The sequence below is a fragment of the Devosia sp. genome (genome assembly GCF_034675085.1).
Classification (GTDB): Bacteria; Pseudomonadota; Alphaproteobacteria; order Rhizobiales; family Devosiaceae; genus Devosia.
Map to the genome: position 1 here is coordinate 1 of NZ_JAUCDN010000009.1, position 14,571 is coordinate 14,571.

General features: G+C 66.9%; 12 protein-coding genes. 7 read left to right on the forward strand and 5 right to left on the reverse strand.

Going from position 1 to position 14,571, the window contains the following annotated elements:
- Nucleotides 1-129: 129 nt before the first annotated feature.
- Nucleotides 130-1,104 carry an aldo/keto reductase gene (locus VDP82_RS01425; protein ID WP_323013050.1) on the reverse strand — a complete coding sequence of 325 codons (975 nt, stop codon included), beginning with the start codon at nt 1,102-1,104 and terminating at the stop codon, nt 130-132.
- 43 nt (nt 1,105-1,147) lie between these two features.
- Nucleotides 1,148-1,840: a GntR family transcriptional regulator gene (locus VDP82_RS01430; RefSeq protein WP_323013051.1), complete on the reverse strand. Its 693-nt coding sequence runs from the start codon at nt 1,838-1,840 to the stop codon at nt 1,148-1,150.
- Nucleotides 1,841-2,042: 202 nt separating this feature from the next.
- Here VDP82_RS01430 and VDP82_RS01435 point away from each other — a divergent pair, with 202 nt between their 5' ends.
- Entirely contained in the window at nt 2,043-3,323 is a 1,281-nt protein-coding gene (locus VDP82_RS01435) for a Gfo/Idh/MocA family oxidoreductase (protein WP_323013052.1), read from the forward strand.
- Between the two features lie 213 nt (nt 3,324-3,536).
- Here the strand turns inward: VDP82_RS01435 and VDP82_RS01440 are convergent, their stop codons facing one another.
- Nucleotides 3,537-4,046 carry a heme-binding beta-barrel domain-containing protein gene (locus VDP82_RS01440; RefSeq protein WP_323013053.1) on the reverse strand — a complete coding sequence of 170 codons (510 nt, stop codon included), beginning with the start codon at nt 4,044-4,046 and terminating at the stop codon, nt 3,537-3,539.
- Nucleotides 4,047-4,203: 157 nt separating this feature from the next.
- On the opposite strand from VDP82_RS01440, the gene VDP82_RS01445 reads away from it, so the two are divergent.
- The 4 genes from VDP82_RS01445 to hrpB all read left to right on the forward strand — a co-directional run bounded on the left by VDP82_RS01445 (nt 4,204) and on the right by hrpB (nt 11,602).
- Nucleotides 4,204-4,953 carry an ABC transporter ATP-binding protein gene (locus VDP82_RS01445; RefSeq protein ID WP_416347062.1) on the forward strand — a complete coding sequence of 250 codons (750 nt, stop codon included), beginning with the start codon at nt 4,204-4,206 and terminating at the stop codon, nt 4,951-4,953.
- The gene (locus VDP82_RS01450; RefSeq protein ID WP_323013055.1) at nt 4,953-7,499 is read left to right on the forward strand and encodes an ABC transporter permease; all 2,547 of its coding nucleotides are present in this window, start codon (nt 4,953-4,955) and stop codon (nt 7,497-7,499) included. Before VDP82_RS01445 ends, VDP82_RS01450 begins: the two co-directional genes overlap by 1 nt.
- A 137-nt stretch (nt 7,500-7,636) precedes the next feature.
- Complete coding sequence (locus tag VDP82_RS01455; RefSeq protein WP_323013056.1) at nt 7,637-9,148, forward strand: ATP-binding protein; 1,512 nt, start codon at nt 7,637-7,639, stop codon at nt 9,146-9,148.
- Nucleotides 9,149-9,157: 9 nt separating this feature from the next.
- The gene (gene hrpB / locus VDP82_RS01460) at nt 9,158-11,602 is read left to right on the forward strand and encodes an ATP-dependent helicase HrpB (RefSeq protein ID WP_323013057.1); all 2,445 of its coding nucleotides are present in this window, start codon (nt 9,158-9,160) and stop codon (nt 11,600-11,602) included.
- Nucleotides 11,603-11,604: 2 nt separating this feature from the next.
- On the opposite strand, the gene msrB is transcribed toward hrpB, so the two are convergent.
- Entirely contained in the window at nt 11,605-12,009 is a 405-nt protein-coding gene (msrB, locus tag VDP82_RS01465) for a peptide-methionine (R)-S-oxide reductase MsrB (RefSeq protein ID WP_323013058.1), read from the reverse strand.
- A 111-nt stretch (nt 12,010-12,120) separates the two neighbouring features.
- A complete protein-coding gene (locus tag VDP82_RS01470; RefSeq protein ID WP_323013059.1) occupies nt 12,121-12,372 on the reverse strand; it encodes a GlsB/YeaQ/YmgE family stress response membrane protein in 252 nt (83 codons plus the stop codon).
- Between the two features lie 151 nt (nt 12,373-12,523).
- Between VDP82_RS01470 and VDP82_RS01475 the strand changes: the two genes are divergently transcribed.
- On the forward strand, nt 12,524-13,315 hold the full coding sequence (locus VDP82_RS01475) for a phosphodiesterase (RefSeq protein WP_323013060.1): 792 nt from the start codon (nt 12,524-12,526) through the stop codon (nt 13,313-13,315).
- Nucleotides 13,316-13,426: 111 nt separating this feature from the next.
- Nucleotides 13,427-14,566, forward strand: a complete 1,140-nt coding sequence (locus VDP82_RS01480) for a GGDEF domain-containing protein (RefSeq protein ID WP_323013061.1) — start codon at nt 13,427-13,429, stop codon at nt 14,564-14,566.
- The last annotated feature ends 5 nt before the right edge of the window (nt 14,567-14,571 follow it).

Here is a 14,571-nt window from a genome sequence, read left to right on the forward strand (position 1 = left end):
TCAAGGGGGAGGTGTGGCTCCGTGCTTTTGGCACGACCTTGCCTAGCCACCGGGTAGCACCTCCCCCTTGATGGGGGAGGCTGGGAGGGGGTGCGGGAGCCCGGATATTAAGGCTCGCGCCCCGCCGCCTCACACGCCGCCGCGGATTTCCGGCTTGACCTCGCGCTCATACCATTCGCTCAATTGCCCCATCAGCGCCGGGAACAGGCTCTTGTGCTCGCTGGCGGCGACATTGTCGGCGATCTGCTCGGGCTTGGAGACGCCGGCAATGACGGTGGAGACCTGCGGATGGTCCAGGATCCAGCGCAGCGCGAACTGGCTCATCTCCATGGCCTCGGGCGCCAGGCCCTTGAGCGCCTGCACCAGCTCCACCCCGCGCTGGAAGGGAATGCCCGAAAAGGTCTCTCCCACCGAAAAAGCCTTGCCGTCGGCGTTGAAATTGCGGTGGTCGGTCTCGGCAAAGCGCGTATCCTTGCCGAATTTTCCGCTCAGCAGCCCGCTGGCCAGCGGCAGGCGTACGATGATGCCCACATCCTTTTCCGCCGCGCGCGGCAGCAGTTCCTTCGCCGCATCCTGGCGGAAGAGGTTGAAGATGATCTGCAAGGTGGCGCAGCCGGGCTGTTCGAGGCAGAGCAGGCCCTCATCGATGGTTTCCACGCTCGCCCCCCAGTGGCGCACCAGCCCCTCGGCCTGCAATTCGTCCATCCAGCCAAAGATCGCGCCATCGCGCAGCACCGGCATGGGCACGCAATGGAGCTGCGCCAGATCGAGCTTTTTCACCCCCAGCCGCTGCGCCGAGCCTTCCAGGCTCGCCCTTACGGCGTCCTTGGAATATTTGTCGGGATAGAGCGTGGCGGCGCGGCCCAGCTTGGTGGCCACATGCGTGCCGCGGGCCTTGGCATGGGCGCCGATGCGGCTTTCGCTCAGCCCGCCGCCATAGACGTCGGCCGTATCCCAGAAACTGATGCCGGCGGCATTGGCCGCATCGAGAATGGCCTTTGCGGTCTCCTCGCCCACCGGGCCGAAATCGCCGCCCAATTGCCAGCAGCCCAGCCCGATCTCGGAAACCGTGTAGCCGGTCTTGCCCAGTCGCCGCGTCTTCATGGCCTTGCCTCTTTCGTGTCGTTCTCGGGTTTTGCCGCCCAGCCTATTCGAAATAATCGGGAAAATCGCCGATCGTCTGGGCCAGCAGCACTTCGGCGCGCGAGAGATGGTCGCGCATGGCCGCTTCCGCGCCGGCCACGTCGCCGCGCGCCACCGCCGCCACGATGGTCTTGTGCTCGCTCACCGCCCGCTGCTTGGAGGACAGGCCGAGCGTCAGATAGCGCACCCGGTCGAGCTGCATCTTGTGGTCGTCGATCAATTGCCAGGCATATTCCACCCCCGCCAGCCGGGCGAGGCTGCGGTGGAACGATTCATCGAGCGGGTGGAAGCGCCGCGTATCGTCGGCCTGCGCCGCCGCTTCCTGCTCCGCGATCAGCCCGTTGAGCACCGCCACCGTCTCGTCCCCCGCCTGGGCGGCGACGCGGCGGATGATTTCCACCTCGATCGATTCGCGGATGAAGCGCGACTGGCGCACCCCTTCGGGCGAGATCTTCTTGACCACCGTCGCCCTTTTGGGCCGGATCAGCAGCAGCCCCTGCTGGGCGAGGCGAATGAAGGCCTCGCGCACCGGCTGGCGCGACACGCCATAGCGTCCGGCGATATCGCTCTCCGAAATCACGTCGCCCGGCTTGAGCGCCATGGTGACGATGTCGTCGCGCAAGGCGCGCACCACGCGCAGCGCCATGGTCTCGTCGATGGTTTGATCCACGCTGGCCGTCACCTTGCTGATTCCCATCTTTCGACCATGGGCCCGATGCCCCTGCGGCGCTGCCCCGCATCGGCGCCCGTCCACAGCTTTCTCCGCGCCCGGCGCGGGCCGCGCCTCTGAAGGCCATTGTAGAAAGAACGATACCTTTCCGCAATCTTGTATGGTAGATACCGGTCAACCCCGCTTCCCGGGGCCGCCACGCATTCATATCGAGACCGGAGATGATCGAATGACCAAGACCTACGCGCTCGTGGGGACCGGAGGTCGCGCCCGCATGTTCTATGAGGCGATCCTGGGGCCGCACCGCGATCAGTCCCGGCTCGTCGCGCTCTGCGACACCAATCAGGTCCGCATGGACTATACCAACAGGGTGATCGAGCAGGAGCTTTCCGGCGAGCCCCTCCCCACCTACAAGGCCGGCGATTTCGCCGCCATGCTCGCCGCGCATAGGCCCGACACGGTCATCGTCACATCCATCGACCGCACCCATCATAAATATATCATCGCCGCCCTCGAAGCCGGCTGCGACGTCATCACCGAAAAGCCGATGACCACCGATCCCGAGAAATGCCAGGCGATTCTGGACACGGTCGAGCGAACGGGGCGTTCGGTGCGCGTCACCTTCAACTATCGCTACGCCCCGCACAATTCCGCCCTGCGCGAACTCATCGCCTCCGGCGCCATCGGCACCGTGACCTCGGTGCATTTCGAATGGCTGCTCGACACCCGCCACGGCGCCGACTACTTCCGCCGCTGGCACCGCGACAAGCGCAACAGCGGCGGCCTGATGGTGCATAAATCCACGCACCATTTCGACCTGGTCAATTTCTGGCTCGGCACAAGGCCCGACACCGTCTTTGCCATGGGCGACCTGAAATTCTACGGCCGGGCCAATGCCGAGGAGCGCGGCGTCTTCACCCCCTATACCCGCACCACCGGCGTCGCGGCGGCCAAGGACGACCCCTTCGCCATCGACCTCACCGACAATCTTGTTCAGAAGGGTCTTTATTGGGATGCCGAAAAGGAAGACGGCTACCAGCGCGACCAGAACGTCTTCGGCGACGGCATTTCCATCGAGGACACCATGTCGGTGATGGTGCGCTATGCCAACAAGGCGGTGATGACCTATTCCCTCTATGCCTATGCGCCCTGGGAAGGGTTCAACGTCGCCATCAACGGCACCGGCGGCCGGCTGGAGCTGACCGTGCACGAGAATTCCTACATCAATGCCGGCGCCGGCTCCGACACCGAGGGGGCCGCCAAGGGCGTGCAACTCTATCACTTCCCCCTGCATGGCGAGCCGCGCGTGGTGCCCGTCCAGCATGGCGAGGGCGGCCATGGCGGCGGCGACAAGATCATGCTGGAGGAAATCTTCGGCAATGCCGAGCCCCGGCCGGGCTATGGCGCCGATCACCGCGACGGGGCCCTGTCCATCCTGACCGGCATCGCCGCCAACCGATCCTTCGCCACCGGCCTGCCGGTGGATGTGCGCACCCTGGTCCGCCTCTGACTTCGAGCCGTCCCGCGGGGCAAATCGCCCCACCCACCGGCCCTCCCTCTCCCCTTGAGGGAGAGGGACAGACCTGACGCGTTCAGCGGAAGGTCAGGGTGAGGGGTTCTCTCCGCATACTCAGTGCGAGTGGCGAAATCGCAGCCCCCTCATCCGCCCCTTGCGGGGCACCTTCTCCCGCAAGGGGAGAAGGGGATTCGGTGGCTCCGCCCCCTAGCGCTCGAACGGCACCGAAGCGGTCAGCACGTCGCCGGAATTGTTGAATTCCACCTCGAAATCCACGGTGATGCTGTCCCCGATCAGCAGGATGCGCGAGCCGATGCGCACGTCGCTGCCGCCACGATCCTTCTGGCGCTCGCGCAGATCGAAGCTGATCTGGTTGTTGCCGCGCCGCCCGATGGCCAGCCCGGTATAGCCGGCATTGGAGCTCATCACCGCCTCATATTGGCGGGCCGCGTCGTTATAGGCGATGGTGCCGCTGATCGAGAGGGTGGCGTTCACCAGCGTGCAGCGCCCGGTATAGTTGACCTTCTGCTGGTTGCCGCGGGAAATGTTGAGCCGGCAGCGGAAGGGTTCGGGCTTGTCTCCGCCCACCAGCGCGCCCTCGCCCTGCCAGTTGCCCACATAGGACGAGAGCAGGGCCAGCTCGGCCTCGGCGGCCGCGGCGGGAACCACCATCTGGGCCAATGCCAGAACCGCCATTGCCCGCAACCACATCTTCATAGGCCAACCCCTCTTTCAAGGCACATCTCGAATCTGTTCATGTGTGCCAGTAGTGCCATACCGAAACCAGCCGAAATCTGCCACTGCTGACAGGGTTGTTACGAATTGGCTACCAGATTCGGGCTAAATGGCCCGTAAACCGCCGGGCGACGGAAGAATGGCGGGCTGGGCAGAGGGGGTCCTTGTGAACGAGTCCGATACCGCCATCATCGATGCGCGCTATGTGAATTACAGTCTCGATATCGCCGGCAAGCCCCTGCATATCCTGAAAAACGTGTCGCTGCGGGTCGAGCCCGCCGAGGTGGTGGCCATTGTCGGCCCCTCGGGCAGCGGCAAGACTTCGCTGCTCATGCTGCTGGCGGGGCTGGAAAAGGCCACCTCCGGCAAGGTCATGGTCAATACCAGCGAGCTGGGCGGGCTCGATGAGGACGAACTGGCCCGCTTCCGCCGCAAGACTTTGGGCATCGTCTTCCAGAGCTTTCACCTCATTCCCTCGCTCACCGCCCTCGACAATGTCGGGCTGGCGCTCGAAATCGCCCGGCCCGACCTCTCTATGGCCCGGGTGCGCGAAGAGGCCGCCGCCGCCCTTGAGGCGGTGGGGCTGGGCAAGCGGCTCGACCATCGTCCCTCGGCCCTGTCGGGCGGCGAGCAGCAGCGCGTCGGCCTGGCCCGCGCCAGCGTGGCCAATCCGCCTTTGCTGCTGGCCGACGAGCCAACCGGCAATCTCGACCAGGAAACCGGCGTCCATATCGCCGGACTGATGTTCGACCTGGCCCGCCAGCATCGCACCGCCGTGGTGCTCATCACCCACGACCCGGCCTTGGCCGCCCGCGCCGACCGCGTCTACACCATGATGCAGGGCGAATTGAGCGAAACCACTCTTCCCGCCGCGCCGGAGACTCATTGATGGCGCGCCTCTGGCCGGCCGCCCGCATCGGCCTTCTCGACATGCGGGGCGATTTGCGCCGCTTCCTCCTGCTCGTCGTCTGCCTGGCGGTGGGCACCGCGCTCATCGCCGGCGTCAACTCGGTGGGCGCCAGCATCACCCGCGCCATTGACGATGGCGCCGCCGAGCTGATGGGCGGCGACATCGAATTGTCCCGCGCCGACCGCTTCGCCACCGATGCCGAGCTGGCCGTCATGGCCGGCTTCGGCAAGGTCGCCGGCGTCGTCGACACCAATCTGCGCGCCGAATCGGACCATGGCGACGCCTTTGTCGATCTCAACGCCGTCGATGCCGCCTATCCGCTGCTCGGAAAGGTGGTGAGCCCGCAATTGCCCCCCGGCGCCTCCCTGCCCGATCTGCTGTCCGAGCGCGACGGCGAATTCGGCGCGCTGGTCGATCCGGTCCTGCTCGATCAACTGGGCATCAGGATCGGCGACAGCTTCTCGCTGGGCGGCACGCCCTTCAATGTGCGCGGCACCCTCACCCGCCTGCCCGACGGGCCGGTGCGCGGCTTCCGCCTGGGCCTGACCACGCTGGTCTCCACCGGCGGCTTTGCCGTGGTCAGCGACCGCACCTCGCCCCTGCCGGGCCTGGGCACCTGGCAGCGCTACAAGATCCTGCTCGATGGCCGCGACGCCGAAGCCGGGCGCGACGCCATCGAGGCGGCGCTGGCCGATAGCGGCTGGACCGTGCGCACCGCCCGCGACGGGCTGGGCCAGATGGTGCGCTATTACGACCTGTTCATGCGTTTCCTGGTCATTGTCGGCCTGGGCTCGCTGCTGATCGGCGGCGTCAGCGTCTGGACCGGCATGCAGGCCTATATCGCCGAGCGCTCCGGCGTCATCGCGGTCTTGCGCTCCATGGGCGCCACCCGCGCCCGCGTCTTCATCCATTTCTTCGCCCAGGTGGCGGCGCTGGCCGCCGTGGGCGTCGGCATCGGCCTGCTCATCGGCGGCGCCGGCGCGCTGCTGGTGCTGCCCGCCATCGGCTCGGCCGTCGGCATCGATCTGGTGCCCGCGCTCCATCCCCAGCCGCTGCTGGTCGCCGCCGGCGCCGGTTTCGTCACCGCCTTCGCCTTTGCCTATCTGCCGCTCCAGCAGGCCCAGGCCATCCGCCCGGTGCTGCTCTTTCGCGCCAAGGGCCTTGCCCCGCCGCCCGCCGACTGGCGCGGCCTCCTGCTCTCGGCCCAGGTCATGCCGCTCATCCTCGCCATCATCGCGTTTTTCATCCTCGCCTGGCTGATGACGGGCGATGCCGCCCTGGTCGCCGCCTTCGGCCTGGCCAGCGCCGCCGCCGCCCTTGTCTTCCAGCTCTTCATCCATGGCGTGCAATGGGGCCTGCGCCATCTGCCCGAGCCGGGCCTGCGCATTCCGCGCCACGCCCTGCGCGCCATTTCCGGCTCCGGCCAGAATGCCGCTTCCGTCGTGGTTTCCGCCGGCATGGCCCTGGCCATGCTCATTGTCGTTCTTGTCATGCAGGCCAATCTGCGCCAGGAATTTCTCGGCGCCTCCGCCTTCGACGTGCCCACCCTGGTGGGCTCGGACCTTTTCCCCGACGAGGTGGAATCGCTCCAGGCCATGGCCGGGGCTGGCAGCGACATCGCCCGTTTCGTCGCCACCCCCATGCTGCGCGGCGCCCTCACCCATATCGCCGGCGTTCCCGCCGAGACCGTGCGCACGCGCGGCCCGGAAGCCACCTTCCTGCTCTCGGGCGAAGTTCCCCTCACCTGGCGCGCCATGCTGCCCGCCTCCTCCCGCATCACCTCCGGCCAGTGGTGGCCCGCCGACTACGATGGCCCCGGCCTTGTCAGCCTGCATCAGAGCCTGCGCTCCGGGCTGGGCGTCGATCTGGGCGACACGCTGACCTTCTCCATTTTCGGAGAAGCGGTCACCGTCACCATCGCCAGCTTCCGCGACTATTCCTGGCAGGGCGGCATCGATTTTCTCGCCACCTTCTCGCCCGGCGTGCTCGACAGCTATCCGACCACCCTGTTCGCCGCCGTCACCGCTGCCCCCGGCCGCGAGGAGGCCGTTACTCGGCAATTGGCCGCCGACCTTCCCGATATCCGCTTTATCGCCATTGGCGACGCCCTCAAGCAGATCACCGACGCGCTGGGCCAGCTTTCCTTTGCCACCGCCCTGGTCGGCGGGCTGGCCGTGGGCAATGGCCTGCTCGTTCTGGTCGGCTCGCTCTCCACCGGCCGCCGCCAGCGCGAGGCCGATACCGTCATCACCAAGGTGCTCGGCGCCACCCGCTTCGAGCTGATGGCCACCGCCTTCACCCAATATCTCATCCTGGCGGTGCTCGCCGCCCTTCCGGCCCTGCTGCTGGGGGTGGGGCTGGGCTGGCTGGTCAGCCAGTTGATGCTCGATGTCGAATTTATCCTCAACACCGATGCGCTGGGTGTAGTCTTGCTGGCGGCCATTCTCATCACCGCGCTTTTGGGCTCGCTCACCATTTTGCGCGCCTCCTCGGCGCGGCCCGCCCGTCTGCTGCGCGATCTATGAAACCTCGCATGAAAATACGGGCTCAATCTGTGACTTGCGGTGACCGAACGGTCCCGAATCGCTCCGCTCGATGCTAACAGTCTGCTAACCAATTCCCCTGACGCGTGACTCTTCGCTCACCGTCCCCTGGAGACCCGATGCAGGTAGCAATCGACATGGGCGCAACGACGGGCGCCGCGCCCGCGACGCTCGATCTCGAGGAATTGCTGGCCACCCGTCTTCTGGTTCAGGGCAATTCCGGCTCCGGCAAATCCCACCTCCTGCGGCGCCTGCTCGAGCAATCCGCCCAATGGGTGCAGCAATGCGTCATCGACCCCGAGGGAGATTTCGTAACGCTTTCAGAGCGTTACGGGCACCTCGTCGTTGACGCGACGCGCACCGAGGCCGAGCTGACCCGCATCGCCGCCCGCGTCCGCCAGCACCGCGTCTCGGTGGTGCTCAATCTCGAAGGGCTCGATGTCGAGCAGCAGATGCGCGCCGCCGCCGCTTTCCTGGGCGGCATGTTCGATGCCGACCGCGACTATTGGTATCCGGTGCTCGTCGTCGTCGACGAAGCCCAGCTCTTCGCCCCCGCCGCTGCCGGCGAAGTATCTGATGAAGCTCGCAAATTATCGCTCGGGGCCATGACCAACCTGATGTGCCGGGGCCGCAAAAGGGGGCTTGCCGGCGTCATCGCCACCCAGCGCCTCGCCAAGCTGGCCAAGAACGTCGCCGCCGAGGCCTCTAACTTCCTGATGGGCCGTACTTTTTTGGATATCGACATGGCTCGCGCCGCCGATCTCCTCGGCATGGACCGCCGCCAGGCCGAGCAGTTCCGCGACCTCGCCCGCGGCCGCTTCGTCGCCCTCGGCCCGGCCATCTCGCGCCGGCCTTTGCCGGTCACCATCGGGCCGGTCGAAACCTCGGCCCGCTCCACCAGTCCCAAGCTCACGCCCTTGCCGCAAGCCCCTGAAGACGCTGCGGATTTGATCTTCACCGCCATCGAGGACGAAGCCGCGCGGCCTGTCGTCCGCCGCCCCCCGCCCCCGCCGCCGCCCAGCACCAATGAGCTTCTGGCCCAGCTCGCCCGCACCCGTCCTCCGGTCGAGGAAGCCCCGCAAAGCCTCTTCCCCGAAATCGACGAAGAAGAGCGCGACGCCCAGATCGACGCCATCATGGCCGAGCTGCTCGGCGACCCCGATGCCAGCTTCCGCACCACTGCCGTGCTCTATCAGGATTTCCTGGTCCGCTGCCGCATTCGCCGCATTCCGGGCGAACCGCCGGCCCTGCCCGCCTTCCGGCGCCTGCTGGCCGTCGCCCGCGTCGCCCCGGAAAAACATGTTGCCCAATCAGAGGGTTGGCAGCAGGCACTGGCCCTGTCGGAAACCCTGACCGACGATGTGCAGGGGGTGCTCCTGGTCCTGGCGCAGGCCGCGTTGACCGGCGCGCCCTGCCCCTCCGACGCCACCCTCGCCCGGCTCTACGGCACCCATTCCTCCAGCCGCGCCAGGCGCTTGCTCACCTGGTTCGAGGAGCGGGGCCTGGTGGTCATCCGTCTGGATTTCCGTAACAATCGCGTCGTCGCCTTCCCCGATCTCGGCGCCGAAACCGCCCCCGGCGATCCCAATGGCCCGGATCTTCTGATCGATGAGCGCGGCGCCGCCGAATAGGGGGTCTGCGTGACCCTGCCGCCGCTTCCCATCGATGACGCCCTGCCCTCGCTCCTGGCGGCGCTCGCCGCCAATTCCTGCGCTGTGCTGGTCGCCCCACCCGGCGCCGGCAAGACCACCCGCGTCCCCCTCGCTTTGCTCCCTGCGCCCTGGCGCGGCGACGGCCGCATCATCGTGCTCGAACCCCGGCGCCTCGCCGCCCGCGCCGCCGCCGCGCAAATGGCCCGCCTGCTCGAAGAAAATATCGGCGATACAGTGGGTTATCGCGTCCGGATGGACGCCAAAGTGTCCGCGCGGACCCGCATCGAGATCGTCACCGAAGGCGTCTTCACCCGCATGCTGCTCGCCGATCCCGAGCTCACCGGCATCGCCGCCGTGCTGTTCGACGAGTTCCACGAGCGCAGCCTCGATGGCGATCTCGGGCTGGCCCTGGCCCGCGACGCCATGGCCCTGCGCCCCGATCTGCGGCTTCTGGTCATGTCCGCCACCATCGACGGCGCCCGTATCGCCCGCTTGCTCGGCGACGCCCCGGTGATCGAGAGCCTCGGCCGCGCCTTCCCGGTCGAAACCTTCTATCGCGAGCCCGATCCGCTACAGCGCCTTGAAGACCAGGTCACCGGCGCCGTCCAGGCAGCCCTGCGTCAGCACGAGGGCTCGCTGCTGGTCTTCCTGCCGGGGCAAGGGGAAATCCAGCGCGTCGCCGAGCGCCTCGCCCCGCGACTGCCGCCAGACACCGATCTCGCCCCGCTTTACGGGCAATTGCCGCCCACCGAGCAGGATCGCGCCATTCGTCCCAGCCCACCAGGCCGCCGCAAGATCGTGCTGGCCACCTCCATCGCAGAAACCTCGCTGACCATTGACGGGGTGCGCATCGTCATCGATTCCGGTTTCCAGCGCGTGCCGGTCTACGAGCCCGATACCGGCCTTGCCGCGCTCGAGACCCGCCGTGTTTCCCGCGCGGGAGCGGATCAGCGCCGGGGCCGCGCCGGACGCACCGGGCCGGGGGTCGCCATCCGCCTGTGGAATGAGGGCCAGACCGCCGCGCTGGCGAGCTTCGATACGCCCGAAATCCTCGCCGCCGACCTCGCCGGCCTGGTGCTCGACCTCGCCAATTGGGGCGTGACCGATCCAGCGACACTGACATTTCTCGATCCTCCGCCCGTCCCCGCCTGGAACGAGGCGGTCAACCTATTGAAATCGCTCGATGCCCTGGATGAGCAAAGCCGGTTGACGGCGGCCGGAAAGGCGCTTGCTCGCCTGCCGCTCCACCCGCGCCTCGCCCATATGGTGCTGGCTGCCGCCGAACACAATGACGCCCTCGGCGCTGCCGAACTGGCTGTTCTGGTGAGCGAGCGCGGGCTTGGCGGCGACAGCACCGACCTCGCCCATCGCCTCGACCGCTTCCGCGCCGACCGAGGCCGGCGGGCCGAAGATGCCCGCCAGATGGCCCGGCGCTGGGCCCGTCTGGCCGGCGGCGGAGCGGACGGCAACCTGTCCGCTGGCGAACATCTGGCCCGGGCCTTTCCCGATCGGATTGCCCAGCCCGCCGGCGCGCGCGGCCAGTTCCGCCTCGCCAATGGCCGGCAAGCTTCACTCGAAGCCACCGATGCCCTGGCGTCCGCGCCGTTCCTGGTGGTGACCGGCATGACCGGCGCCGCCGCCAAAAGCCGCATTCGCGCCGCCGCTTGGTTCGAGCGCGAAGCGCTGGAACGGCTCTTCGCCTCGAAAATCGAAGACGTCACCACCCAGGCCTTCGACGCTGCCTCCGGCGCCGTGCGGGCTCGCCGCCAGCAGCGCCTGGGCGCCTTACGCCTCGCCGACAATCCCGTGCCGGTCGCCGATTTCGCCGCCGCCGCGCAACTGCTGGCCCTGGCGGCAATCAGCCGCCCCGATGCCTTGCCCTGGAGCCGCGAGCAGCGCGCCCTGCGCGCCCGGGCAAGCTATCTGCATCAGACGCTGGGGGCCGAATGGCCCGACCTGTCCGACGCAGCGCTGGCGGCCGGTCCGGCCTGGCTTGCCCCTTTTATCGAGGGGGAAACCCGGCTTGCCGCCATCACCGCCGACCATCTCGCCCACGCGCTCGAAGCCCTGCTGCCCTGGGCACGGCGGCAGGAAATCGACGCTCTTCTGCCCAGCCACTACGCCGCGCCCTCCGGCAGTCATCTGCCCATCGACTATGCCGCCGAAAACGGACCGGCGTTGGAAATCCGCGTGCAGGAACTGTTCGGGCTCGACCGGCACCCCGCCATAGCCAATGGCCGCATTCCGCTCTTGCTTGTGCTGCTCTCGCCGGCGCATCGCCCCATCCAGACGACGCGCGACCTGCCCGGCTTCTGGCGTGGCAGTTGGAAGGATGTGGTGCGCAACCTCAAGGGACGCTATCCGCGCCACTCCTGGCCCGACGATCCGATCAGCGCAACGGCCACCGCGCGGGCCAAGCCGCGCGGCACCTGAAATCAGCTCTCCGGGACGAAATTCAACGCCACGCCATTGACGCAATAGCGCAATCCGGTGGGCGGAGGACCGTCGGGAAACACATGGCCCAGATGGCTGCCGCAGCGGGCACAATGCACCTCGGTGCGCACCATGCCATGGCTGGTATCGGTTGTCGTCGCCACCGCGCCGGGCAGGGGATCGTTGAAGCTCGGCCAGCCGGTGCCGCTTTCAAATTTCAGGCCGGAGCGGAACAAAGGCGTGTCGCATCCGGCGCAGGAAAACGTACCGGCCCGCTTTTCATGCAACAGCGCGCAGGAGCCGGGCGGCTCGGTGCCGTGGCCGCGCATGACGCGATACTGCTCCGGCGTCAGCCGGTCGCGCCATTCGGCATCGGTCCGTGTCACCTCATAAGCATGGCTGTCCATTCCAGCACTCCTTTCGCGTCTGCCCTCGTCTTGGTGATATAGGGCGAGCGGCGCCTTAACGCAAAAAGGGCGGGATTGCTCCCGCCCTGGATATTCAATTGCCCGATGCCGCTAGCGCCGGATGGCGCGCACCAGGGCGATGAGAATGCAGGCGCCGACAAGCCCTGCGATCAGATAGCCAATCCAGCCGCCGAACGACACGCCGATGATGCCGAACAGAAAGCTGGCAATAGCCGCGCCGACAATGCCCAGAATGATATTGAGGAATATCCCCGTATTGGTCTTCATCATCGCCGAAGCGATCCAGCCGGCGAGCCCGCCAATGATGATGGCTGCGATCCAGCCGATTCCTGCGTCACCCATTTTCATCCCTCAATGACTTTTGTGCCGCTTTGTCATGCAAAGCCGGAGTCAAACGCTTGAGGGCGCGTCCGGTTGCATTCTTTTCGCCGCCACTGTCACCGCGGGGTCATGCCCTGTCGCTAGAAGGCGCCAAACCCACCAGGAACCGGCCATGACTCTTAAATTTCTCGTGATGAGCGATCTTCATCTCCTGCCCCAGGGGCAATTGTCCCTGACGCTCGATACCGGCGAACGGCTGGAGCGGGCCGTGGACGCGGTGATCGCCCGCCATCATGACGCCGCCTTCTGCATTCTGGCCGGAGACCTGGCCGACCGGGGCGAGCCTGCGGCCTATGAACGGCTCAAGACCATCATCGCCCGCCTGCCCATCCCGGTTCACATCACCCTGGGCAATCACGATCACCGACCGAGCTTTCTCGAAGTGTTCGGCCCCGGCTTCGCCGCCGAAACCGGCAAGCTCGACAAGGTCGTCGATGCCGGCGGCTACCGCATCGTCATCCTCGATTCCTCCGAGCCCGGCCGCGTCGACGGCGTGCTCGAAGCCGCCCAGATCGACTGGCTGCGCGCGCGCCTTGCCGAAGCCGCGGACCGGCCGGTCATCGTGGTGCTGCACCACAATACCAATGCCCTGCACATCGCCTCCGACCATATCCGCCTGCTCGAACCCACGGCCTTCATCGCCGCGCTCAAGACCCATCCCGATATCCGCCAGGTCATCGCCGGCCACGTGCACCTGACCTCGACCGCCTTCTGGCACGGCCTGCCCTTCACCACGCTGGCGGGCGGACATTATTCGGTCGACTTCAATGTCGACCGACCCGATCTGCCGGTGCGCCGCCTCACCGGCCCCGGACAGATGGCCGTGGTGGTGGGCCTGCCGGAGCGGACCACGGTGCTCTTCGAGGATTTCATCGATGGCAATGAGGCGATAACCATGCCGTAAGTTTCGGCTGGACCTGGAAAATCCAGCGATCGGCTAAACCGCTTCTTACCGATATCCGCGCTATCATCGGGCATTGCAAGGAGGAATGCCCTGCCTGGTTCGCTGTTCATTTTGCTGCTCAATCCAGGCATCAGCCTGCTGCTCGCCGTGGCCTTCTACCTGCTCTGGCACGGACGGCGCGACCACGGCTATGTGCTCGTCGCCGCGGCCGGACACCTGGCTACGGCGCTGGGCTTCCTGGTCCAGGACGTGATGCCGCCGCTGCCCTTCGAACTTCAGCGCATCCCTTCCAACGCATTGTTCCTTCTCGCGGGCATACTGCTGATGGGCTCGCTGCTCGGCCATTACCGCCTGCCCGTCCCCTGGCGCAGCTTCTCGATCATGGGTGGGCTGGGGCTGGCCGCCCTCTCCTATTTCCTGCTCGTCCAGCCCAATCTCAACTATCGCATCTTGTCCATCAGCTTCGCGCTGGCGGCGATTTCCTTCCTCACCGTCGTCGATCTGCGCCGAACCGGCCGGACAAATCTGGTGGACCGGATTCTGCTCTGGGCCTGTCTGCTCACCGGCATCAACTTCCTCGTCCGCCCCATCGCCATCATCTGGATGGAAGGGGGCTACATCGATTATGTCGGCTTTCAGCAGTCGCTTTACTGGACCACGGTGCAATTCAGCCAGTCGCTGGTGTCGATCATCCTGGCGCTGTGCCTGATGGTGGCCATCGCCCAGGATCTGATTTCCCAGCTCCAGACCGATGCCCGCACCGATACCCTCTCGGGCGTGCTTAACCGGCGCGGCTTCGAGGACGTCGCCACCGCGCTTCTCGCCCGGCACGAGGCTCCGCTCGCGCTGCTCCTGGCCGATCTCGATCACTTCAAGCAGATCAACGACCACCATGGCCACATGGCCGGCGATGCCGTCATTTCCGGGTTCGGCCGCATCCTGCTCGACATGGCCCCGGCCGGGGCCGTCAAGGGCCGGATCGGCGGGGAGGAGTTCGCCCTGCTCGTGCCCGTCCCCACTCCCGAGGCGGCGCTGGCGCTGGCCAGTGCGCTGCGCGAGCGCATGGCCACACCGCTCGACGCAAGCATACCCCACACCACGGTCAGCATCGGCGTGACCATGGCCGGGCCCGGCGACCGACTCGATTCATTGCTGCGAAGGGCGGACAAGGCGCTTTATCGGGCCAAGCGCGCCGGGCGCAACCGCGTCAGCCTCCATCGGACGGCACCCCGGCAGGAAGCGGCCTGCTAGGGCCG